19 protein-coding genes and 1 tRNA gene are annotated in these 21,245 nt (G+C 71.5%); 12 read left to right on the forward strand and 8 right to left on the reverse strand.

The window, feature by feature from the left end; translation table 11 throughout:
* Window positions 1–54 precede the first annotated feature (54 nt).
* On the reverse strand, window positions 55–711 hold the full coding sequence (locus ADK66_RS24605; protein WP_053659227.1) for a 4'-phosphopantetheinyl transferase: 657 nt from the start codon (window positions 709–711) through the stop codon (window positions 55–57).
* Between the two features lie 210 nt (window positions 712–921).
* On the opposite strand from ADK66_RS24605, the gene ADK66_RS24610 reads away from it, so the two are divergent.
* Window positions 922–1,182 (forward strand): hypothetical protein, encoded by a 261-nt coding sequence (locus tag ADK66_RS24610; protein WP_053659229.1) that lies wholly within the window; start codon window positions 922–924, stop codon window positions 1,180–1,182.
* A gap of 76 nt (window positions 1,183–1,258) precedes the next feature.
* On the opposite strand, the gene ADK66_RS24615 is transcribed toward ADK66_RS24610, so the two are convergent.
* From ADK66_RS24615 to ADK66_RS24630, 4 genes are all read right to left on the reverse strand, one after another.
* Window positions 1,259–2,041, reverse strand: a complete 783-nt coding sequence (locus tag ADK66_RS24615) for a hypothetical protein (RefSeq protein ID WP_053659475.1) — start codon at window positions 2,039–2,041, stop codon at window positions 1,259–1,261.
* The gene (locus tag ADK66_RS24620) at window positions 2,041–3,324 is read right to left on the reverse strand and encodes a VWA domain-containing protein (protein WP_053659477.1); all 1,284 of its coding nucleotides are present in this window, start codon (window positions 3,322–3,324) and stop codon (window positions 2,041–2,043) included. Before ADK66_RS24620 ends, ADK66_RS24615 begins: the two co-directional genes overlap by 1 nt.
* A 76-nt stretch (window positions 3,325–3,400) precedes the next feature.
* The gene (locus ADK66_RS24625) at window positions 3,401–3,856 is read right to left on the reverse strand and encodes an MmcQ/YjbR family DNA-binding protein (protein WP_231640175.1); all 456 of its coding nucleotides are present in this window, start codon (window positions 3,854–3,856) and stop codon (window positions 3,401–3,403) included.
* Window positions 3,857–4,131: 275 nt separating this feature from the next.
* A complete protein-coding gene (locus ADK66_RS24630; RefSeq protein ID WP_053659233.1) occupies window positions 4,132–5,847 on the reverse strand; it encodes a phospholipid carrier-dependent glycosyltransferase in 1,716 nt (571 codons plus the stop codon).
* Window positions 5,848–5,940: 93 nt separating this feature from the next.
* On the opposite strand from ADK66_RS24630, the gene rsmI reads away from it, so the two are divergent.
* Window positions 5,941–6,780, forward strand: a complete 840-nt coding sequence (rsmI, locus tag ADK66_RS24635) for a 16S rRNA (cytidine(1402)-2'-O)-methyltransferase (protein ID WP_053659235.1) — start codon at window positions 5,941–5,943, stop codon at window positions 6,778–6,780.
* A gap of 87 nt (window positions 6,781–6,867) precedes the next feature.
* Here the strand turns inward: rsmI and ADK66_RS24640 are convergent, their stop codons facing one another.
* Window positions 6,868–7,854 carry a hypothetical protein gene (locus ADK66_RS24640; RefSeq protein ID WP_231640176.1) on the reverse strand — a complete coding sequence of 329 codons (987 nt, stop codon included), beginning with the start codon at window positions 7,852–7,854 and terminating at the stop codon, window positions 6,868–6,870.
* Window positions 7,855–8,012: 158 nt separating this feature from the next.
* Between ADK66_RS24640 and metG the strand changes: the two genes are divergently transcribed.
* The 7 genes from metG to ADK66_RS24675 all read left to right on the forward strand — a co-directional run bounded on the left by metG (window position 8,013) and on the right by ADK66_RS24675 (window position 16,103).
* Window positions 8,013–9,815, forward strand: a complete 1,803-nt coding sequence (gene metG, locus ADK66_RS24645; protein WP_053659481.1) for a methionine--tRNA ligase — start codon at window positions 8,013–8,015, stop codon at window positions 9,813–9,815.
* Between the two features lie 107 nt (window positions 9,816–9,922).
* On the forward strand, window positions 9,923–10,822 hold the full coding sequence (locus tag ADK66_RS24650) for a TatD family hydrolase (RefSeq protein ID WP_053659236.1): 900 nt from the start codon (window positions 9,923–9,925) through the stop codon (window positions 10,820–10,822).
* Between the two features lie 46 nt (window positions 10,823–10,868).
* Window positions 10,869–11,738 carry a 16S rRNA (adenine(1518)-N(6)/adenine(1519)-N(6))-dimethyltransferase RsmA gene (gene rsmA, locus ADK66_RS24655; protein WP_053659238.1) on the forward strand — a complete coding sequence of 290 codons (870 nt, stop codon included), beginning with the start codon at window positions 10,869–10,871 and terminating at the stop codon, window positions 11,736–11,738.
* 95 nt (window positions 11,739–11,833) lie between these two features.
* Window positions 11,834–12,784: a 4-(cytidine 5'-diphospho)-2-C-methyl-D-erythritol kinase gene (locus ADK66_RS24660; protein WP_053659240.1), complete on the forward strand. Its 951-nt coding sequence runs from the start codon at window positions 11,834–11,836 to the stop codon at window positions 12,782–12,784.
* 226 nt (window positions 12,785–13,010) lie between these two features.
* Window positions 13,011–14,816: an ABC-F family ATP-binding cassette domain-containing protein gene (locus ADK66_RS24665; protein WP_053659242.1), complete on the forward strand. Its 1,806-nt coding sequence runs from the start codon at window positions 13,011–13,013 to the stop codon at window positions 14,814–14,816.
* A 101-nt stretch (window positions 14,817–14,917) separates the two neighbouring features.
* Window positions 14,918–15,373, forward strand: coding sequence for a DUF4383 domain-containing protein (locus ADK66_RS24670; protein ID WP_053659244.1), 456 nt, complete (start codon window positions 14,918–14,920; stop codon window positions 15,371–15,373).
* Between the two features lie 253 nt (window positions 15,374–15,626).
* Window positions 15,627–16,103: a DUF4383 domain-containing protein gene (locus ADK66_RS24675; RefSeq protein WP_053659246.1), complete on the forward strand. Its 477-nt coding sequence runs from the start codon at window positions 15,627–15,629 to the stop codon at window positions 16,101–16,103.
* Between the two features lie 31 nt (window positions 16,104–16,134).
* On the opposite strand, the gene ADK66_RS24680 is transcribed toward ADK66_RS24675, so the two are convergent.
* Entirely contained in the window at window positions 16,135–16,815 is a 681-nt protein-coding gene (locus tag ADK66_RS24680) for a TetR/AcrR family transcriptional regulator (RefSeq protein WP_053659483.1), read from the reverse strand.
* A gap of 220 nt (window positions 16,816–17,035) precedes the next feature.
* Window positions 17,036–18,001 carry an acyl-CoA desaturase gene (locus tag ADK66_RS24685; RefSeq protein WP_053659249.1) on the reverse strand — a complete coding sequence of 322 codons (966 nt, stop codon included), beginning with the start codon at window positions 17,999–18,001 and terminating at the stop codon, window positions 17,036–17,038.
* Between the two features lie 267 nt (window positions 18,002–18,268).
* On the opposite strand from ADK66_RS24685, the gene ADK66_RS24690 reads away from it, so the two are divergent.
* The 3 genes from ADK66_RS24690 to ADK66_RS24700 all read left to right on the forward strand — a co-directional run bounded on the left by ADK66_RS24690 (window position 18,269) and on the right by ADK66_RS24700 (window position 21,021).
* Window positions 18,269–18,340, forward strand: a tRNA-Gln gene (locus tag ADK66_RS24690).
* A gap of 110 nt (window positions 18,341–18,450) precedes the next feature.
* Window positions 18,451–19,983 (forward strand): bifunctional UDP-N-acetylglucosamine diphosphorylase/glucosamine-1-phosphate N-acetyltransferase GlmU, encoded by a 1,533-nt coding sequence (glmU, locus tag ADK66_RS24695; RefSeq protein ID WP_082377641.1) that lies wholly within the window; start codon window positions 18,451–18,453, stop codon window positions 19,981–19,983.
* A gap of 57 nt (window positions 19,984–20,040) precedes the next feature.
* Window positions 20,041–21,021 carry a ribose-phosphate diphosphokinase gene (locus ADK66_RS24700; protein ID WP_053659251.1) on the forward strand — a complete coding sequence of 327 codons (981 nt, stop codon included), beginning with the start codon at window positions 20,041–20,043 and terminating at the stop codon, window positions 21,019–21,021.
* The last annotated feature ends 224 nt before the right edge of the window (window positions 21,022–21,245 follow it).

Raw genomic sequence — 21,245 nt, forward strand, 5'->3', positions numbered from 1 at the left:
TCCTGTCGATGCGCCGGACCGGCACTTCCGTCCGACCAGTGTGGACGACGCGACTCAGCTGAGCGGGAGGACGGCGGCGGTACGGACCAGGCCGTCGGCGACAACGAACCGCCCGGCGATCGTGGCGGGCGGGTCGACGACGTCGGCGGCGTCCACCCGGGAGGGTGCGATCCGTGCGGTGAACGTACCGGCGTCCGGGTCGATGCTCAGGTGGGCGTCGTGGAAGTCCAACCAGCTGCCGACGACCGGGTACCAGACCTTGTAGACGGTCTCCTTGGCGCTGAAGTAGACGACCGGCCAGGAGGTGCCGGCGGGCAGCCGGGCGCAGTTCTCCTCCTCCTCGGGCAGCAGCACGAGTCGGCGTACCCCGGTGTTGATTTCGCGGTGCCGCTCGGCGTCCATACCGACGGACCGGAGGTCGGTGGCGCGGGCTGCGGCGGCGGCGCAGTAGCCGCTGGTGTGGGTGATGCTGCCGACGACGCCGGCAGGCCAGACGGGCGCGCGGTCGGCGGCGGCCGGTACCGCCGTCGCCGGCAGGCCGAGGTCGGTCAGTGCCCGGCGGGCGCAGACGCGGCCGGCGGTGAAGTCCCGGCGACGGGCCTGTACCGCCCGTTCGCCGAGGCATTCCTGCTCGGCGGCGAGCAGCTTCCCGGCCCAGTCGTCGGGGCCGGCGACGGCCACGGCCACCGTCGGGGGCAGCAGGTCACGCATCGTTGTCGCCTACCAATCGGTAGAAACGGACGTTGAGCGCCGATAACCGGCCGACCGTCAACTTTCTGACTCTCACGAGGGGAGAAGGTACCGCAAAGATGTATCACCGGAGGGACGCGTCGCTCCCTCCCTGATGGCTCCGGAGGGACCACCATCAAAGCTGGCCGCGCGCGGCCGCCAGTCCCGTGGACATCTGGAGAGGACTATGCGATGACCGATGGTGCGGAACGGCCGGGAGTGCGGGCTGACGAGCATGCCCCGACGACCCCTGGCTGGAATTGCGGTTCCTGCGGTGAGGAGTGGCCGTGCGCGACGAAACGCGGCCGGCTGCTGGCGGAGTACGGGGGTGACCGGGCGATGCTGAGCGTCTACCTGGGTTCGTGCCTCGCCGCCGCCACGGAGGATCTGCGTACCGCCCCGGTCATGTCCCTCCAGGATCGCTTCATCGGCTGGATCCCGCGCCGCAGGTGAACGGCCGGGCCGCCGAAAATGCCCCGCAGTCGGTGGCCCCGCCCGACGGCGGGACCACCGACTTGTCGCGCGGGTTTCAGGCGCGTCGGGGACGCCGCGTCAGGGCGAAGCCGACCACGCCGGCCACGGCGGCGAGCACGCCGCCCACGCCGGTCCAGATCCAGCGCGAGCCGAGATCCGGCAGCCAGGCCGCCAGCGAGTCACCTTCGTCGTCGGCCTCCGGGTCCTCCGTGGGTACGGCGGTGAGCACTGTCCCCGCCTTGGTGTTCGCCACAAGTGGCGCGGCCAGCTCACCGTCCTCGGCCGAGGAGCCCCGGTCGGCGACGACTCCGACGAGCAGGTCCACGTCGATGGGCGCGCCGAGGTCCGGCTCGGGCAGTTCCACAACGGAGAGCCGGACGACGTACGTGCCGGGCAGCGGGTCGGCCGACCACGGCTCCGCCCAGGGCCGCACCTCGCGCAGTGTGCAGCCCAGCGCCACGCTCGACGCCTTCGCGTCCACCGTCGGGGACTGCGCCCCGGCGGTGCAGGCCTGCCGCCGCCGCAGCCCGTCGAAGACGTCGACGGTCCAGGTGGACGCGCCGGAGCGTGCCTTCGGGAAGGTGACGGTGGCACTGATCTCGTGCACCTGCCCGGCGGTGGCAGGGAACGACCAGTACAGGTGGTCGCCGACCGAGGCGTCCACCCGTACCGGCTGCCCGGCGGTGATCGGGGTGGCGGTGAGGAACGAGGTGCCGGCGCGGGTCACCGGGGTGGCGCCCGGCGACGGCGTGGGGGCGGCGGCGGCCGCCGCGGGCAGCAGCGTGGCCCCACCGGCGGCGAGCAGCGCGACGAGCGAGCGGAACAGCGGTGTACGCATCAGTTCTCCCTCCAGGTGGCGACCCACCAGCGGGTGAGCAGACCGGCGATCAGGCCGGTGAGCAGTCCGGCGACGGTGAGCAGGGCGAGCAGCACCCAGCCCCGGCCGAGGTCGGGGCCGTCCGGGCCGGGAGCGGCGGCGACCACGTCGATGGTCAGCTCCACAGGCATGCCGGGCGTCGCGGCCGTTCCGGGGCGGGGGGCGAACGAATTGCTCACCACAAGGCAGACGGTGGTGGGCTCGACGACGGGCGCCGCACTCTGCTCGGCCACCGTGTCGTCCTCGTCGTCGGCGGTGGCCGACCAGCGCAGCCCGGCGGAGAGCACGTCGGCGCGTCCGCTGCCGGCGTCGGCGCCCCGGACGAGTTCCCGGCCGTCGGAGGCGGTGGCCCGCAGCAGCACCCCGTAGTCCCGGTTCACGGGCCGGTCCAGCGCCATGCTCACCGAGGCACGCAGCTCCTGCCCGGGGCGTACCGGAACGCGGTAGTAGCGGTGCTCGGAGAACGCCTCCCGGTCTGCGTAGACACCGGGGGCGAGCAGCGGTGCCGAGTCACAGGCGCTGGTACCGCCGACGACTGTCGGTGCCCGCGTGTGGGTGTCGGCGGCCCGCTCGACGAGCTGCTTGATCCGTCCGGTCAGCTCTTCAGCGCTCTGCGCCGCGGTGTACGTGCCGCCGGTCGCGCTGGCGATGCACAGCAGTTGCCGGCGGACCTTCTCGTCGGGCGCGAGACCGAGCGTGTCGACGACGAGGCTGGTGCCCTGCGCGGCCAACTCCCGGGCCACCTCGCACGGGTCCGGCGGGGCGCAGGTGTCCTCCCCGTCGGTGATCAGCACGATGCGTCGGGTGGTGGAACCGCTGCCCAGATCCTGCGCGGCGGAGCGCAGGGCGAGCCCGACCGGCGTGAACCCGGTCGGACGGAGTGTCGCCACCGCGTCCTTGGCCCGGGCACGGTCCACCGGCCCGACAGGCACGATCTGCTGGGTGTCCTGGCAGCCGACCTTCTTGTCCTTGCCCCGGTAGGTCGCGCCGAGCACCCGGATGCCGAGCTGCGTCTCCTCCGGCAGCGCGTCCACCACCTCGTTGAACGCCTGCTGGGCTACCGAGATCCGACTGCGTCCGTCGATGTCGGCGGCGCGCATCGAGCCGCTCACGTCGAGCACGAGTTCGACGCGGGGAGGTTCGGTCACCGGCTCCTCGCCGGCTCTCGCCGGGACCGGCCCGGTCAGCGCGGTGGTCGCCAGCAGTCCAAGGAGGACGGCCGTCGATCGTCTGAAGTTGATCACGGCCCGCAGTGTAGTGAGATCCACTTTGGACGATCATCCGGGTGACCGCCCGATGATCACCGCGGCGGGACGGGGGTCAGGCGGACGCGTCGAGCAGGGCGACAAGCCCCTTCGGCGCGATCTCCCGGTAAGCGTCCCGGCACAACTCGTCGATCTCGACCCAGTCGACCGTGCCGTCGAGCCGTACGCCGAGCCACCCCCGACCACCCACGTAGGGAGGGCGGAAGAAGCGTTCCGGGTCGGCGGCGGTCAGCTCCGCCTGCGCGCCCGGCGGGGCCGCGCACCAGAGGTGTGGGAAGTCGTTCTGGTGGTGCCCGTCGGCGTGCAGGGTGACGAAGACGCTCTTGTCCCGGACGAACCAGGTCGGTGACCCGTGACTGGGTCGCTCGGTCACCTCGGGCAGGGCCAGGCAGATCTCCCGGACCCGGGCCAGTAACTCCACAGCGCCCCGCCTCCTGTCACGATCGCCGCACAGGCCCGGTGCGGCACGGAACTGGACGCCCGCGTCAGCCGCGCGGCGTCGCATGAACATCGAAGCAGCCCATCGAGGCGCAGGGTCCACGACGGGTCACCCTCGGTCAACTATCGAAGGAATGTGCTGGACGCGGTGAGTATGGTCGGGAATCTGACCCAAGTCGACCCGTTGTGCCGGTGGTGCGGGGTGGTTAAGCTCTTCATGCGCGCCCCAATCGCCCGCTTCCCCCGTGGCAGGCGATCGGGGCGCGCGCCTTTGTCCAGACGGGCCCGCACGCTTCAAGCGTGCGGGCCCGTCTGCGTCGCGCTGTGCGGCGCGTCGCCTGCCGGTGCCTATATCCACCGACCGTCGAGCCACATTCGCGACAGCCAATCCGAGTACGGAATCACCTTGCCCACGAAAATCGGATAGAAGTACGCGAAGCACAGCCCCACCAGCAGCACGTAGGCGCCGGCCGCGACACTGCCCACCAGCCGCCGCTCGTACGCCGGGTCGCCGGGCGTCAGCCGAGTCACCTCGCCCACCTCGCCCCCGGCCGGTGCGATGAGCGCACCCAGCACGTAGACCACGGCCAGCACCAGGAAGGGCAGCACCGGCGCGGTGTAGAACGAGAACATCGTCCGGCCGTCGAGGGCGAGCACGAACCAGGGCAGCAGCCCGGCCGCCACGCTGAGCAGGATCGCGCCGGCCCGCCAGTCGCGCCGTGCCACACCCAGCCACACCAGCGCCACCAGGGCGGGCAGGAACGACCACCACAGCAGCGGGGTGCCCAGCAGCAGGATCTCCGAGGCGCAGCTCGGTGCGCCGCACGCCCCGTCGGTCGCGTAGTGGAACGCCACCGGACGGCCGAGCAGCAGCCACTGCCACGGCCACGACTGGTACTTGTGGGGATCGTCGAGTTGGGCGTGGAAGCCGTACGCAGCGCGGTGGTATTCGAAGAGGTTGATCAGCGGGCCGATCACCGGGGCCTCACTGAGCTTGTCGGTCGGGTACGCCGTCGACGACGCCAGCCGGTAGTAGCCGTCGTCGGAGAGCAGCCACCCCGACCAGGTGGCGATGTAGGTGACCACGATCAGCACGCCGGCCAGCACCAGCCACGGCAGCTCGTCGAGCACGGTGTCCCGCCAGGGCCGGCGGACGCCCGCGGACCGGCGGACCCCGACCTCCCAGAGGATCACCAGCAGCGCGAACGCGGGCACGAAGTAGACAGCGCTCCACTTCACCGCGCAGGCGCAGCCGATCAGCACCCCGGCGGCCAGGCGCCACCACGGCCACGTACGCCAGCCCGTCGGCGGTCGGCCGGCCCGACCCGGCCGGCTCGTGTCGAGCCCGTCGTCGAGAGCGCGCGCCCAGCGTCGGCGGCTGGCGTCGCGGTCGAGCACCAACGCGCCGAACGCGGCAAGCACGAAGAACAGCAGGAAGATGTCGAGCAGCGCCGCGCGGGACAGCACCAGGTGGAAGCCGTCCAGGGCGAGCAGCAGACCGGCAGCGCACCCCAGGACCGTCGAGCGGAACATCCGTCGGCCGATCCGGACCAGCAGGAGCACCGACAGGGTGCCGATGACGGCCGCCGAGAACCGCCAGCCGAACTCCGGCGAGGTGGTGATCAGGTGCCCGGGAACGGAGACCTTCGAATCGGCGTCCTGATAGCCGAAGGCCCACTCGCCGAGGCCGATCAACCACTTGCCCAGCGGCGGGTGCACCACGTACGAGGCGACGTTGTCCTTGTAGTTCCACTCGACGCCGCGGCTGATCAGCCCGTACGCGTCCTTGGCGTAGTACGTCTCGTCGAAGATCTTGCCGCCGGGGCTGGACAGGCCGAGGAAACGTAGGATCGCCGCGATGGCCACCACGACTGCTGTGGCGAGCCACGAGAACCGGTCCGCCCGGGCGTCGACTGTGGCGAACCGGCGGCGGATCACAGCGGCAGCGCCGCCGCCCTCCACGCGGGGTGCCGGTGGATCCGCCGTGGGGCCGGGCTCGCCGGTCACCTCGACCGTGTCTGCCGGGTCGGCGCTCGGGCTCTGCGCTGTCGACGCACTCGTCACCCGGCGATCGTAGGCTGCCAAGGTGCCCGGTGGCGCCCGTCGTCCCCGATAGCGGTATGGATTGTCGATGAAGGAGACGATGTCGTGGGTGAAATGTCCGAGGCTGGGCGCCTCATTCTGCTCGGTGCCCCGCTCGGAAACCCCGCCGACGCGTCGGCCCGGCTCCGGGAGGTACTGGCCAGCGCCGATGTGGTGGCCGCCGAGGACACGCGCCGCCTGACCCGGCTGGCCCGTGACCTCGACATCACCGTCGGTGGTCGGATCGTGTCGTATTTCGAGGGCAACGAGGAGCGCCGGACCCCGGAACTGGTCGAGGTGATCCTCGGCGGCTACACGGTTGCTCTGGTCACCGACGGAGGCATGCCGAGCGTCTCCGACCCCGGCTACCGACTGGTCAGGGCCGCGCTGGACGCCGGGGCGCCGGTCACCGTCGCCCCCGGGCCCAGCGCGGTCACCACCGCCCTCGCCGTCTCCGGGCTGCCCTGCGACCGGTTCTGCTTCGAGGGGTTCCTACCTCGGACGCCCGGCGCTCGCCGGTCCCGTCTGCGGGCGCTCGCCGCCGAGGAACGCACCCTCGTCTTCTTCGAGGCCCCACACCGGATCGGCGCGGCGCTCACCGACCTGGCCGAGACGTTCGGCGCGGATCGGCCGGCCGCGCTCTGCCGGGAGCTCACGAAGACCTACGAGGAGGTGCTCCGCCGCCCTCTCGGTGAACTGGCCCGCTGGGCCGCCGATGGCGACCCGCGCGGGGAGATCACCCTTGTGGTCGCCGGGGCGCCGGTGACCGCAGCGGAACGTCCCGACGACGACACACTGCGCGCGGCGGTCGCCGAGCGGGAGGCGGCCGGCCTGTCCCGCCGGGACGCGATCACCGAGGTCGCCACCGAGTACGCCCTACGCCGCCGCGACGTCTACACGATCGTGCACAGCTGAACCGGCCCGCCGACTCCTCCGCGCGGCGCTGGGCTCACCACGCGGCGGTGGAATCACCACGCGCAGATTCACCACGAGGCGGTGGATTCACCACGCGGCGGCGAGGAAACCGATGGTGATCAGCGCCGGGCCGGCAAGTGCGGCGGTGACCGCCCAGAGGCGGTGCCTCCGGCCGGGCAACCGGGTCGCGCCGGTCCAGCGGGCGATGCCGGCCGCGCAGCCGGCCACCACCAGCAGGCCTGGCAGCCAGCGCAGGTGTCGGCCGGCACCGGTGTCGGCGTACGCGGTGCCGCTGTCCGGGCCGGTCATCCGAGCGGGCAGCGTCGTCCCCCGCGCGTCCCGTCCGGCCGGTACACCGCTGACCCGTACGCCATGGGCCAGGAACTGCCCGTCGTCCGCGCTGAAGACGCCCCGGCACCGCTGGGTGAGCCCGTCGCCGGTGCACTCGTCGATCACCACTGTGCCGGTGCGGGCGTGCCCGACCGCGAGCCAGAACGGCCCCGCGCTGACCCAGGCGAAGAAGGCCGTGACCAGGCTCAGCAGCACCAGCGCGGCAAGCCCGGGCAGCGGGTCCGGCAGCGCTGCCGTCCGGGGCGGGGCGCGGCGTGCGACCCGCCGGTCGCGCTGGGGCTCGGTGTCCTGCCGGACCGGGGTGCCGTCCCAGTGCACCTGCTCGATCGGCGCCCAGAAGGCACCGTCCTCGTCGTCAGGCGCGTCGGCGTCGAGCCGCCGGGCACCTCGGTGCCAGCGGCTCTGCTGGCGGACCGGCACCCGTCGTGGCACCGCGTCCACAGGCGCCCCGGTGGTCGGCTCCACCTCGACTGGCGCTGCGCCGGCCGGCTCCGGGTCGTCCGCCGGCCCGTGAACCGGCTCCACATCGAGCGCCGCGCCGTTGGCCGGCCCCCTGCCGACGCCCGGCACCGGCCGGGGCTGCGGCGCGACCCCGGCACCCCGGGACGCGCCAGGTGCCACCCGGGCGCCTCGGGCCGGGTCAGGCGTCTGGACGGGCTCGTCGCCGGCCACCGGCCCGGTGGGACGGTCGTCGTGGTCCCGCGCCGTTCGTCTGCCAGTCACGACGACCATTGCACACCGGTCACGGGGGCGGAACGGGCAGGTCGACAGCGTGTCGGGAACAAATCGGACCAATGGCCGGGGTGGTCGGCCCAGTCCGCCGGGCCGGCACCCCCTATTGGTTCGCGGGGCTCCCGGACGGGTCACTAGGCTTGCTGCTCATGAGTCACGTTCTCGCGGCAGTGGCCTGGCCGTACGCCAACGGCCCCCGCCACATCGGCCACGTCTCCGGTTTCGGCGTTCCCTCCGACGTCTTCGCCCGGTACATGCGGATGGCCGGCCACGACGTGCTCATGGTCTCCGGCACCGACGAGCACGGCACCCCCATCCAGGTGCAGGCCGACGCCGACGGGGTCACCCCGCGCGAGCTGGCCGACCGGTACAACAGGGTGATCGTCGAGGACCTGCACGGCCTCGGGCTCTCCTACGACCTGTTCACCCGCACCACCACCCGCAACCACTACGCGGTGGTGCAGGAACTGTTCGAGGGGATGTACCGCAACGGCTACATCGTGCCGAAGACCACCATGGGCGCCATCTCGCCGTCCACCGGGCGCACCCTTCCCGACCGCTACATCGAGGGCACCTGCCCGATCTGCGGGTACGACAGCGCGCGCGGCGACCAGTGCGACAACTGCGGCAACCAGCTCGACCCGATCGACCTGATCGACCCGAAGTCGCGGATCAACGGGGAAACCCCGAAGTTCGTCGAGACCGAGCACTTCTTCCTGGACCTGCCCGCGCTGGCCGAGGTGCTGCGGCAGTGGCTGGACACCCGCGACGGGTGGCGGCCCAACGTGCTGCGGTTCTCCCGCAACCTGCTCGACGACCTCCAGCCGCGGGCGATCACCCGGGACCTGGAGTGGGGCGTACCCATTCCGTTGGACGACTGGCGGGACCGGCCCGACAAGCGGATCTACGTCTGGTTCGACGCGGTGATCGGTTACCTGTCCGCCTCGATCGAGTGGGCCCGCCGCTCCGGCGACCCGGAGGCGTGGCGCAGGTGGTGGTCGACCGACGGCGAGGGCAAGGACGCGCGGTCGTACTACTTCATGGGCAAGGACAACATCGTCTTCCACTCGGTGATCTGGCCGGCGCTGCTCTCCGGCTACTCCGGCGAGGGCTCCCGCGACGGTGAGCCCGGCCAGCTGGGCCGGCTCAACCTGCCCACCGAGGTGGTCTCCAGCGAGTACCTGACCATGGAGGGGCGCAAGTTCTCCTCGTCCCGCAAGGTGGTCATCTACGTCCGCGACTTCCTGGAGCGCTACGACGCCGACGCGCTGCGCTACTTCATCGCCGCCGCCGGCCCGGAGAGCAACGACACGGACTTCACCTGGGCCGAGTTCCTCCGCCGCAACAACGACGAGCTGGTCGCCGGCTGGGGCAACCTGGTCAACAGGTCCGTCTCGATGGCGGCGAAGAACTTCGGCGCCATCCCGCCGGTCGACCCGGCAGGACTCACCGAGGCCGACGAGGCGCTGCTCGCGGTGGCCCGGGCCGGCTTCGCCACGGTCGGTGACCTGATCGGCCGGCACCGGCAGAAGCAGGCCATCGGCGAGGCCATGAAGGTGGTCGCCGAGGCCAACAGGTACCTGTCCGAGCAGGCGCCGTGGAAGCTCAAGACCGAGGCCGACAAGCCCCGCCAGGGCACCATCCTGCACGTCGCCCTTCAGGTGGTCAGCGACGCCAACACGCTGCTCACCCCGTTCCTGCCGCACTCCGCGCAGCAGGTGCACGAGCTGCTGGGCGGCACCGGCGTACACGCGCCCATGCCGGTCATCGAGCAGGTCGACGACCTGGACGGCGGTCCGTCGTACCCGGTGCTGACCGGGGACTACACCCTCGGCGCGCGCTGGGAGTCGGTGCCGCTGGAGGCCGGCCGGCCGCTGGCACCGCCGAAGCCGGTGTTCCGCAAGCTCGACCCGTCGATCGTCGACGAGGAGCTGGCCCGCCTGGCCGAGTGACCGTCCGGGCCGGGCTTCGAACGCCGCGCGGCGACGGTGGGCCGCCGCCGCGCGGTGTAGTCGAGGTGAACGCCGGGTGGCGGGCGGATGGACAGCCCCGGTGTGTGATGCTGTCGCTGATGAGCGAGCCCACTGAAACCCGCCGCGAGCGTGCCGCCCGGAGGGCCGGAGAGTTCCCACCCGCCCCCGAACCACTGCCCCGGCCGGTGCTGGACAGCCACACCCACCTGGACATCACCGTCAGCGAGGCCGGCGTACCCGGCGGAGGGTCGACCGACGACCCGATCGGCTCGGCGGTCGCCGTGGCCGCCGAGGTCGGCGTGGATCGGCTGGTCCAGGTCGGCGTCGACGTGGCGTCCTCAGTGTGGGGCGCGGACGTCGCCGAGCGTCACCCGGCCGTGCTGGCCACCGTGGCGCTGCACCCCAACGAGGCACCCCGGTTGGCCGACCTCGACGAGGCGCTTCGGGAGATCGAGTCGTTGGCCGCCCGGGAACGGGTCCGGGGGATCGGCGAGACCGGGATGGACTTCTTCCGTACCGGCGACGAGGGGCGCGCCGCGCAGGAGGAGAGCTTCCGGGCGCACATCGCCATCGCCAAGCGGCACGGCAAGGCGCTCGTCGTCCACGACCGGGACGCACACGCCGACGTGCTGCGGATCCTCGACGACGAGGGCGCACCGGACACGGTGGTGTTGCACTGCTTCTCCGGCGACGCCGACTTCGCCCGCGAGTGCGTCCGCCGTGGCTTCCTGCTCAGCTTCGCCGGCACCGTCACGTTCGGCAGCGCGGGTGCCCTGCGCGAGGCGGCCGCGCTGACCCCGGTGGACCAGATCCTTGTGGAAACCGACGCGCCCTACCTCACCCCGATGCCGCACCGGGGCCGGCCGAACGCCTCGTACCTGATCCCGCTCACCGTCCGCTCGCTCGCCGCTACCACCGGCACCGACCTGGACGAGCTGTGCACGGCCATCTCCGCCACCGGCGACCGGGTCTTCGGCCCGTGGTGAGCCCGGCCGCACGGACGGTCCCGACGTCGCCGTTACGCTGCCAGCCATGACCGGTCTCCTCGGCCCGGCGGAGATCCGGGAACTCGCCGCCCGGCTGGGCGTCGCGCCCACCAAGAAGCTGGGCCAGAACTTCGTGCACGACCCGAACACAGTGCGTCGGATCGTCACGGCCGCCGGTCTGAGCCCCGACGACGTGGCCCTGGAGGTCGGCCCCGGGCTCGGCTCGCTCACACTGGGGCTGCTGCCCGTCGCCGGGCACGTGCACGCCGTCGAGATCGACACGGTGCTCGCCGGGGCGCTGCCGGACACCGCCGCGCGGTACGCCGGCCCGGACGCCGACAGGCTCACCGTGCATCGGGCCGACGCGCTGCGCATCCGCGCCGACGAACTCGCCGACCCCGCGCCGACCGCGCTGGTGGCGAACCTGCCCTACAACGTGGCAGTGCCTGTGGTGCTGCACCTGCTCGCCGAGCTGCCGAGCCTGCGCCATGGCCTCGTGATGGTGCAGAAGGAGGTCGCCGACCGGCTGGTCGCCGGTCCCGGCTCCAAGGTGTACGGCATTCCGTCGGTAAAGCTCGCCTGGTATGCCCAGGCCCGAGGTGCCGGTCGGGTGCCGCCGAACGTGTTCTGGCCGGTACCCAACGTCGACTCCGGCCTGGTCGCCTTCACGTGCCGCCAGCCACCGCGCGCCGACGTACCCCGGGAACGGGTTTTCGCAGTGGTGGACGCGGCCTTCGCGCAGCGTCGCAAGACCCTGCGCGCCGCGCTGGCCGGTTGGGCCGGCGGCGCGGACCGGGCCGCGGCCGCGCTCACTGCCGCGGGTGTCGACCCCGGCGCCCGGGGCGAGTCGCTGACCGTGGAGCAGTTCGCCGCGATCGCCGCGTCGGCTCCGGTCGGTACGCCGGCCGCGAAGTAGGCTGACGCGATGCCCGCCCACTCCGCTCACTCCGTCGAGGTGCTGATCGTGGCCAAGCCATTCGACATCCGCCTGCGTACGCGGACCGGCACCCCGTGACCGAGGCCTGGCGACCGGACGACGAGGACGAGCGGCGTGGTGCCCTCGGGCCGGTCAAGGTGCGAGTCCCCGCGAAGATCAACCTGCACCTCGGGGTGGGCCCGCTGCGCCGCGACGGCTACCACGAGCTGAACACCGTCTACCACGCGATCTCGATCTACGACGAGCTGACCGCGCGCCGGGGCGACACCCTCGCGCTCACCATGGAGGGCGAGGGCACCGGCGAGCTGGCGCTGGACGACACGAACCTCGTGATCCGCGCAGCGCACGCCCTCGCCGGGTACGCGGGAGTGTTGCCGCACGCCCGGCTGCACCTGCGCAAGCAGATCCCGCTCGCCGGTGGTCTGGCCGGCGGCAGCGCCGACGCGGCCGCCGCGCTTGTGGCCTGCGACGCGCTGTGGGGCACCGGGCTGTCCCGTGACGAGTTGGCCGGGATCGCCGCCGACCTCGGCTCCGACGTGCCGTTTTTGATCTACGGCGGCACGGCGCTGGGCACCGGCCGGGGCGAGGCCGTCAGCCCCGTGCTGGCCCGACCGACGTCCTGGCACTGGGTCGTGGCGATCGCCGACGTTGGCCTGTCCACCCCGGCTGCCTACCGCGAGCTGGACCGGCTCCGCGACACCGGCGCGGCCGGCACTCCGCTGGGCAGCACCGATGCCCTGCTCGGCGCGCTGCGTCAACGCGACCCCCGGGTCCTCGCCCGTACGCTGGGCAACGACCTTCAGGACGCCGCACTGGCCATGCGCCCGGCACTGGCGGACACGCTCAAGGCTGGCGAGGCGGCCGGCGCGCTCGCCGGCATCGTCTCCGGCTCCGGCCCGACCTGCGTCTTCCTCGCCGCCGACGCGGCAAACGCGGAACGGATCGCCGCCGACCTGGCCGCCGCCGGCGTGTGCAGACTGGCGCGGGTCGCGCACGGCCCGGTCGCCGGCGCCCGGGTCGGCTGACCTCTCGCCCGGCTGCCGCGTCGGCTGACCTCTCGCGTCCGGCGGCCCGTCGGTCGGCTGCGGCGCTCCGACCTGCGGTTTGTCGGTTGCCCGCGGCGGGTCAACCCTGTGGTCCATCGGTCGGCCGCGGGCGCGCGGCGAAGCTCTCGCGGACGTCCGCGTACCCTTGGGACAGGCGTCCAGGTGCCCGCCGGCACCGGGACGCCTTGATCATGAAGGGTGGAACGTGGCGAACATCGTCAATCTGGACCGGGTGTCCAAGGGGTACGGCGCCGCCGGCCGGCTGCTCACGGACGTCTCACTCGGTCTGGACGACGCCGACCGGATCGGCGTGGTCGGCCTCAACGGCGCCGGAAAGTCCACCCTGCTGCGGCTGCTCACCAAGCAGGAGGACCCCGACGACGGCCGGGTGACCCACCGCCGCGACCTGCGCGTGCTCTGGCTGCCGCAGCAGCTCACCCTCGCCCCCGACTCCACGGTGCGGGACGTCGTGCTCGGCACCGCCTGGCTCGACGAGGGCATGGGCGCCGAACACGAGTGGGCCGGCGACGCCGGAGTGCGCGCCATCCTCGACGGCCTCGGCATGCCACACCTCGGCCTCGACCAGCCGGTCGGCCCGATGTCCGGTGGCGAGCGTCGCCGGGTGGCGCTCGCCGCGCTGCTCGTCCGCGACTCCGACCTGCTGATTCTCGACGAGCCCACCAACCACCTCGACGTCGCAGGTGTCGACTGGCTGGCCCGGCACCTGGTCGGCCGCAAGGGCTCCCTCGTGGTGGTCACCCACGACCGGTGGTTCCTGGACGCGGTCTGCACGAACACCTGGGAGGTCGCCGACCAGACCGTCCGGGCGTACGAGGGTGGGTTCGCCGCCTGGATCCTCGCCCGCGCCGAGCGTGAACGCGTCGCCGCCGCCACCGAGGCCCGCCGGCAGAACCTGCTCCGCAAGGAGATCGCCTGGCTGCGCCGTGGCCCGCCCGCCCGCACCTCGAAGCCGCAGTTCCGCATCGACGCCGCGAACGCCCTGATCGCCGACGTGCCGCCGGCCCGCGACACCATGTCGTTGCAGCGCATGGCCACCTCCCGGCTCGGCAAGCAGGTGTACGACCTGGAGAACGTCGAGCTGCGCGCCGGCCCCAAGGAGATCCTGCGCGACGTCACGTGGCAGGTCGGCCCCGGCGACCGGATCGCCATCCTCGGCGCCAACGGCGCCGGCAAGACCACGCTGCTGCGGCTGCTCGCCGGCATCACCCGACCCGATGGTGGCCGCCTCAACACGGGCTCCACTGTCAAGCCCGCGTTCCTGTCCCAGGAGCTCGCCGAACTGCCCGGGCACCTGCGCGTCCTCGAGGCCGTCGAGGAGGTCGCCCGCCGGGTCCAGCTCGGCGACCGGGAGGTCTCCGCGGCCCAGCTCGCCGAGGTCTTCGGCTTCGACGACCGCCGCCTCTGGACGCCCGTCAGCGACCTGTCCGGCGGCGAGCGCCGCCGGTTGCAGATGCTGCGGCTGCTCGCCGGTGAGCCCAACGTGCTGCTCTTCGACGAGCCCACGAACGACCTGGACACCGACACGCTGGCCGCGCTGGAGGACCTGCTCGACTCGTGGCCCGGCACGATCGTCGTGGCCAGCCACGACCGCTACCTCATCGAGCGTGTCACCGAGACAGCGTTCGGGATGTTCGGCGACGGCCGGCTCGTGCACCTGCCCGGCGGCATCGACGAGTACCTTGCCCGGACTGCCGAGCGGGCGGGCGCGCCCCGGGCAGCTGCCACCTCGACCACAGCGTCCGCCGGCCCCTCCGCCGGAGGCATGTCCGCCGCCGAGGTACGCCAGGCGCGCAAGGAGCTGACCCGGCTGGAACGGCAGCTCGGCAAGCTCGACCAGCGCGAGACGACCCTGCTCGACCAGCTCGCCACCGACGCCACCGACTACGCCAAGGTCGCCGAACTGGACACCCAGCTCAAGGACCTGCGCGCCGAACGGGAGCGGATCGAGGAGACCTGGATGACCCTCGCCGAGGACCTGCCCGAGAGCTGACCGGGGTGGGAGACGCCGGCCCGGGGGCCGTGTGCGGCGTCACACCACCACATGCGGGACAATCGTCGGCGACACCTCACCCACGGCGTTGGAGATCAGACATGGCCCACACCCCCGTCAACCACCCCGCGCGGCCGATCTACCGGGCGATCGGCGGGCTGACCGGTCTGTACCTGGTGGTCTTCGGTGTGCTCGGCATCATCACGACCGCCGGCGACGAGCTCTTCGCGCAGGACGACACCCACGTGCTCGGTCAGGGCACGAACTTCGGGTTCTCGCTGCTCAGCGTCCTTCTGGGGATCGTCGTGCTGGTCGGCACCGTGCTCGGCCGCAACATCGACGTGGCGATCAACCAGTGGCTCGCGTACGCCCTCATGGCGATCGGCCTGGGCAGCCTGGCGTTCATCCGGACCGATGCCAACATCTTCAACTTCAGCGTCTTCACCGTGATCGTCATGCTGACGGTCTCGATGGTGCTGCTCATGGCCGGCATGTACGGCAAGGTCGGGTCGGAGGAGGAGGCGGAGGCGTTCCAGAAGGCTCGCCTCGTGCTCTGAGTTCCTTTGGTCGCTTCTCTTGGTTGCGGCCGTGGGTTTTCGCCGGAGCCCGACCTTGCTCGCTGTTGTGGTTTTCGCCGGAGCCCGAGCTGCTCCGGGCGGTCAGGCTTGATCCCTGCGCAGCTCGGGCTCCGGCGAGAACCTGACCTGGTCCTGCCTTTCGGCGGACCTTCCGCTTTGGCTGTTCAGCGGACAGCTTCTGTCGCGTCGGGTGACAATCCTCCTGAAACGGTCGATTCAGGGGGTTCGAGGCATGGCGCACTTTCCGGTGAACCATCCGGCACGGCCGCTCTACCGGGTCCTCGCCGGTCTGATCGGCCTCTACATCCTGGTCTTCGGCGTGTGGGGTGTCGCCGAGACGCTCGGTGACCCGCTTTTCGACAGGGGCAGCCACTGGGCGCTCGGCCTGCGCACCAACCTGGCCTTCTCGCTCGCCTCGGTGATCTTCGGAGTTGTCCTGATCATCGGGGCGTCCCGGCGCACCAACCTCGGCCACTACATGAACCTCACCGCCGGCGCGGTGTTCCTCGTGACGAGCATCCTCATGATGTCGGTGCTGCAGACCGAGGCGAACTTCCTCAACTTCTCGATGTCCACAGTGATCGTGTCGATGGTGTTCGGCCTGATCCTGCTGGGCACCGGCCTCTACGACAAGGTCGGGTCCGAGGAGCACGCCGAGACGGAACGCCAGAGGCGTAGCCACCCGGTGGCCGAGGTGCACCGCCGCTGACCTCTCGGGTCAGCAGCCCTCGCCGACCCGGTCAGCGACGCCGCGCGGTGATCAGGCCCGGCTTGGCCTCCAGGTGCGACAAGCCGTTCCAGGCCAGGTTGACCAGGTGCGCCGCCACCATCTCCTTGCGCGGCTTACGAACCTCCATCCACCAGCGGCCGGTCAACGCGACCATGCCCACAAGCGCCTGGGAGTACAACTCGGCCAACTTCGGGTCGTAGCCCCGGCTCTTGAACTCGGCACCCAGTATGTGCTCGACCTGGTGGGCCACGTCGTTCATCACGCTGCTGAAGTTGGCAGTGCCGGACATCAGCGGCGACTCGCGGACCAGCACCCGGAAACCGCTTGTCTCTTCCTCGATGTAGCCCAGCAGGGCCATCGCCGCCTGCTCCAGCAACTCACGCGGATGCCCTGCGGTGAGCGCCGTGGTGATCCGGTCCAGCAGGGCCCGGACCTCCCGGTCCACCACCACCGCGTAGAGCCCTTCCTTGCCGCCGAAGTGCTCGTACACGACAGGCTTCGAGACCTTGGCGCGGGCCGCCACCTCCTCGATGGAGGTGGCGTCGAATCCGCGTTCGGCGAACAGTTGACGGCCCGTCGCGATCAACTGCTCCCGCCGTTGGGCCGCCGACATGCGTACCCGGGAGGCGGGTTTGGGTTTGGGCGCGGGAGCCGCGCGCCGGCCCCCGGCATCGTCGCTTACCTCAGGCATGTCGCCACCTCGCTGGCGCTCGGTGACGCCCTGCCGTGGGATGGACCCTCCGTTGTGCCCGTTCACATCGTCGCCTCACTGGCGGGCGGCTTCGCCGCCCGCCGTGCCGTGCGACCGTACCCGGAGCGGGCCCGGCCCTGTCCGCCGAGCCGCCCGGTCCCCCCGCTTGGCTCGGTCACCCGGCCATCCTGCCAGGCGCCTCCCCGGAGTACCGCCCGCTTTACTGCGGTGGGACAGGCTTCACGAGCTTCGCCGCGATGCGTTCCGGCTTCGGCCAGCGGACCTGCGATGCCGCTCCGGTCTTCTCGAACAGCCAGATGACGCGTGCGGAGATGTCCACCTGACCGCGCAGGACGCCGTGCCGCGCGCTGGTGGGGTCGGCGTGGTGCAGGTTGTGCCAGCTCTCGCCGAACGACAGGATCGCCAGCGGCCAGAAGTTCGACGCCCGGTCGCCCTGACGCATGGCGAACGGACGCTCGCCGTAGACGTGGCAGACCGAGTTGATCGCCCAGGTGACGTGGTGCAGCAGGCCGATGCGGACCAGCCCGGCCCAGAAGAACGCGGTGAGCGCGCCCTGCCACGACCAGGTCACCAGGCCGCCGATCACTGCCGGGCCGAGCAGCGACACCATCACCAGCACCGGGAACAGCCGGTCCACCCGGCTGATGTCACGGTCGGCGATCAGGTCGGGCGCGAACCGCGCCCGGTTGGACAACTCCCGGCGGAACAACCAGCCGACGTGGGCGTGGAACAGGCCCCGGGTCAGTGCCCAGAAGCTGGTGCCGAAGCGCCACGGGGAGTGCGGGTCACCCTCCAGGTCGGAGAAGGCGTGGTGCCGCCGGTGGTCGGCCACCCACTGGATGATCTCGCCCTGCACCGCAAGGGAACCCGCTACCGCCAGGGAGACGCGCAGCCACCGCTTGGCCTTGAACGAGCCGTGCGTGAAGTAGCGGTGGAAGCCGACGGTGATGCCGAGTCCGCTGACCACGTAGAAGACCAGGCCGATGATCACGTCGGTCCAGCCCAGCCAGCCACCCCAGGCCAGCGGGACGGCGACCAGCAGGGCCACGAAGGGGATCACCACGAAGGCATAGAGGGCGGCCAGGATTCCGGGGGACTGGCTGCCGTCGGTGAGCGGTTTCGGGCCGGGACCGGCAGTGTTCGGTTCAAGCAGAGCGGTCGACATTGCACCTCGCAGAGGGGGACGAAAAGATCACTAAGCTACGCCTACGTCACCGTAACTTACGGCACCGTAGATCGCACGAGGAAGTTTCGGAAAGCCAGGTCAGAGGTGTCGCCGCCGGGGCATCGCGCCGCCGCGCGGGGTTGGGCTCAGGGCCGTTGGAGGCGGGCCGGGGACTGCGGGTGCGGCACCGACGCCCGATCGGCGATGGCGCTGGGCGACAGGGACGCTAAGGTGTAGCGGCGGGATGCGATGCGCTCGCGTCGATGATCGGCCGTGGTGTAATTGGCAACACCCGGGTCTTTGGTACCCGTATTTCAGGTTCGAACCCTGGCGGCCGAGCTGCCCAGTTTGGCCCGTTCTGAGGTCGGCTGGGGGTAAGAGGGAACATGGCCGGACCCCGCGGTTAGCATGACCGCGAGAGTGTCCGCCGTCCCGACGGGAGCCACGTCGTGCCCCAGCCCCACCTTCGAACCGTCGTCGTGCTCGCCGCCGGTGAGGGCAAGCGGATGAAGTCGACACTGCCAAAGGTGCTGCACCCCCTGCTCGGTCGTACGCTGCTCGGCCACGTTCTGAGCGCGGCCGCGCCGCTGGCCGCCGACCGCACGGTCGTCGTGGTCGGGCACGGCGCCGACCAGGTCCGCGCCCACCTCACCGATGTCGCCCCGGACGCCACGCCCGTGCTCCAGGCCGAGCAACTCGGCACCGGGCACGCCGTCCGCATCGCCCTGGAGGCCGTACCGGACGGGGCCGGCACCGTCGTGGTGATCAACGGGGACGTGCCGCTGCTGCGCCCGGAGACCGTCGGCGCGCTTGTCACCGCGCACGAGCAGGCCAGCGCCGCGGCCACAGTGCTGGCCGCCGAGGTCCCGGACCCGACAGGGCTCGGCCGGATCGTCCGGGACGCCGACGGGCGCCTGGAGCAGATCGTCGAGGAGCGCGACGCCGACGCCACGCAGCGCGCCATCCGGGAGATCAACGCCGGCATCTACGCGTTCGACGCGATGCGGCTGCGCGACGCGCTGGGCAAGCTCTCCACCGACAACGACCAGGGCGAGGAATACCTGACCGACGTGTTCGGGCTGCTCCGCTCGTCCGGCGAGCCGGTCGCCGTGCACGTCGCAGACGACCACGTGGAGACGTTGGGCTGCAACGACCGGGTGGAGCTGGCGACGCTGCGCCGCCTGCTGCGCGACAGGGTCAACGAGGCATGGATGCGCACCGGCGTCAGCCTGCTCGACCCCGCTACCACCTGGATCGACGTGACAGTGGCGCTGGACCGCGACGCGGTCGTCGACCAGAACACGCAGCTGCGCGGCAGCACAGTGGTCGGCGCGGGCGCGCTCATCGGGCCGGACGTCACGCTCGTCGACACGATCGTTGGCCCGGCCGCCTCGGTGGTGCGCAGCCACGCGGTGGGCGCCGAGGTGGGCGCGGGCGCCAGCGTGGGCCCGTACGCCTACCTGCGGCCGGCTGCTCGACTCGCCGACAAGGCGAAGGTCGGCACGTTCGTCGAGGTGAAGAACTCGGAGATCGGTGCCGGCTCCAAGGTGCCGCACCTGACGTACGTGGGTGACGCGACGATCGGCGAGCAGAGCAACATCGGGGCGGCGTCGGTCTTCGTCAACTACGACGGGGTCAACAAGCACCGCACGGTGATCGGCAGCCACGCACGGACCGGCGCGGACAACATGTTCGTGGCGCCGGTCGAGGTGGGCGACGGCGCGTACACGGCGGCGGGCTCGGTCATCGTGGATGACGTGCCGGCCGGTGCCATGGGTGTCGCCCGTGCCCGCCAGCGCAACATCGAAGGCTGGGTGGTGAAGCGGCGGGCCGGCACTGCTGCGGCCCAGGCGGCTGAGCGGGCGGGTGCGGTGCAGGGTGCGCCCAATGGTGCCGGTGCCGCAAGTGACAGTGAGGCAATGCACGGGCCGGGCGAGACGGTGGGCGGGCCGTCCGGCGCGGGAGATACTGCAACCGAATAGTCTCCGACCCACCATCACCGGGCCGGGTATCGCCGACAAACGGGAGCAGACGGGCCCATGGGCAGCATCGTCGCCGAAAACCGCAAAAGCCTGATGCTCTTTTCCGGACGAGGGTTTCCGGAGTTGGCCAAGGAGATCGGCGAGGTGCTCGGCGTGGCGCCGACGCCCTCCGACGCGTACGAGTTCGCCAACGGCGAGATCTTCGTACGGTTCAAGGACTCGGTACGTGGTTCGGACGCCTTCGTGGTGCAGTCCGTGACGCACGGGGTGAACACCTGGGTCATGGAGACCCTGATCATGGTGGACGCGCTGAAGCGGGGTTCCGCCAAGCGGATCACCGTCGTGCTGCCGTTCTATCCGTACGCGCGGCAGGACAAGAAGCACCGGGGTCGCGAGCCGATCTCGGCGCGGCTGGTCGCGGACCTGCTGAAGACCGCGGGCGCGAACCGGATCCTCACCGTCGACCTGCACACCGCGCAGATCCAGGGCTTCTTCGACGGCCCGGTGGACCACCTCTTCGCGATGGACATCCTCGCCGAGTACGTGGAGCACAAGTACGCGGGCCGGCCGATGACGGTGGTGGCACCGGACTCGGGCCGGGTACGGGTGGCCGAGCGGTGGACCGACCGGCTGGGCGGGTGCCCGCTGGCGTTCATCCACAAGACCCGCGACCCGATGAAGCCGAACCAGGTCGTGGCGAACCGGGTTGTCGGTGAGGTGGAGGGCCGGGTCTGCCTGATCGTCGACGACATGATCGACACCGGCGGCACGATCACGAAGGCCGCTGACATCCTCAAGGAGTCGGGCGCGGCGGAGATCGTGGTGGCGTCCACCCACGCGCTGCTGTCGGACCCGGCCACCGAGCGGCTGAAGAACAGCTCGATCAGCGAGATCGTGGTCACCAACACGCTGCCGCTGCCGCCGGAGAAGCAACTGGACAAGCTGACGGTGCTGTCGATCGCGCCGCTGCTGGCGCGGGCGATCCGGGAGGTCTTCGACGACGGTTCGGTGACCACCCTCTTCGGCGGGCTGAGCTGATCGTTTCCTGACCCGGGCGAGCCCTGTTTCGCCGTTTGACGCGCCGGCGGGTCCGAAGCTGGCAAGCTGATGCGAAACAGGGCTGGCACGCTGGCGGGAGAGCCGTCGGTGGGCCGGCTCGCGGCGGTGACCGGGGACTGCCGTGAGCCGCGGAATCACCTCGGGTAGACTGGTGCGGTTGCCACGGCGAGGGTGCCCGGCGGGCCGCTGAAAGAGCGCCGCAC

The sequence above is a fragment of the Micromonospora sp. NRRL B-16802 genome, from assembly GCF_001279555.1.
Taxonomy (GTDB): domain Bacteria; phylum Actinomycetota; class Actinomycetes; order Mycobacteriales; family Micromonosporaceae; genus Micromonospora; species Micromonospora profundi.

Excerpts from the sequence above, each read along its gene's own strand:
- ADK66_RS24605 (WP_053659227.1), bottom strand. The coding sequence starts at position 711 with ATGCGTGACCTGCTGCCCCCGACGGTGGCCGTGGCCGTCGCCGGCCCC.
- ADK66_RS24610 (WP_053659229.1), top strand. The coding sequence starts at position 922 with ATGACCGATGGTGCGGAACGGCCGGGAGTGCGGGCTGACGAGCATGCC.
- ADK66_RS24615 (WP_053659475.1), bottom strand. The coding sequence starts at position 2,041 with ATGCGTACACCGCTGTTCCGCTCGCTCGTCGCGCTGCTCGCCGCCGGT.
- ADK66_RS24625 (WP_231640175.1), bottom strand. The coding sequence starts at position 3,856 with ATGTTCATGCGACGCCGCGCGGCTGACGCGGGCGTCCAGTTCCGTGCC.
- rsmI (WP_053659235.1), top strand. The coding sequence starts at position 5,941 with ATGTCCGAGGCTGGGCGCCTCATTCTGCTCGGTGCCCCGCTCGGAAAC.
- metG (WP_053659481.1), top strand. The coding sequence starts at position 8,013 with ATGAGTCACGTTCTCGCGGCAGTGGCCTGGCCGTACGCCAACGGCCCC.
- ADK66_RS24650 (WP_053659236.1), top strand. The coding sequence starts at position 9,923 with ATGCTGTCGCTGATGAGCGAGCCCACTGAAACCCGCCGCGAGCGTGCC.
- rsmA (WP_053659238.1), top strand. The coding sequence starts at position 10,869 with ATGACCGGTCTCCTCGGCCCGGCGGAGATCCGGGAACTCGCCGCCCGG.
- ADK66_RS24670 (WP_053659244.1), top strand. The coding sequence starts at position 14,918 with ATGGCCCACACCCCCGTCAACCACCCCGCGCGGCCGATCTACCGGGCG.
- ADK66_RS24675 (WP_053659246.1), top strand. The coding sequence starts at position 15,627 with ATGGCGCACTTTCCGGTGAACCATCCGGCACGGCCGCTCTACCGGGTC.
- ADK66_RS24680 (WP_053659483.1), bottom strand. The coding sequence starts at position 16,815 with ATGCCTGAGGTAAGCGACGATGCCGGGGGCCGGCGCGCGGCTCCCGCG.
- ADK66_RS24685 (WP_053659249.1), bottom strand. The coding sequence starts at position 18,001 with ATGTCGACCGCTCTGCTTGAACCGAACACTGCCGGTCCCGGCCCGAAA.
- ADK66_RS24700 (WP_053659251.1), top strand. The coding sequence starts at position 20,041 with ATGGGCAGCATCGTCGCCGAAAACCGCAAAAGCCTGATGCTCTTTTCC.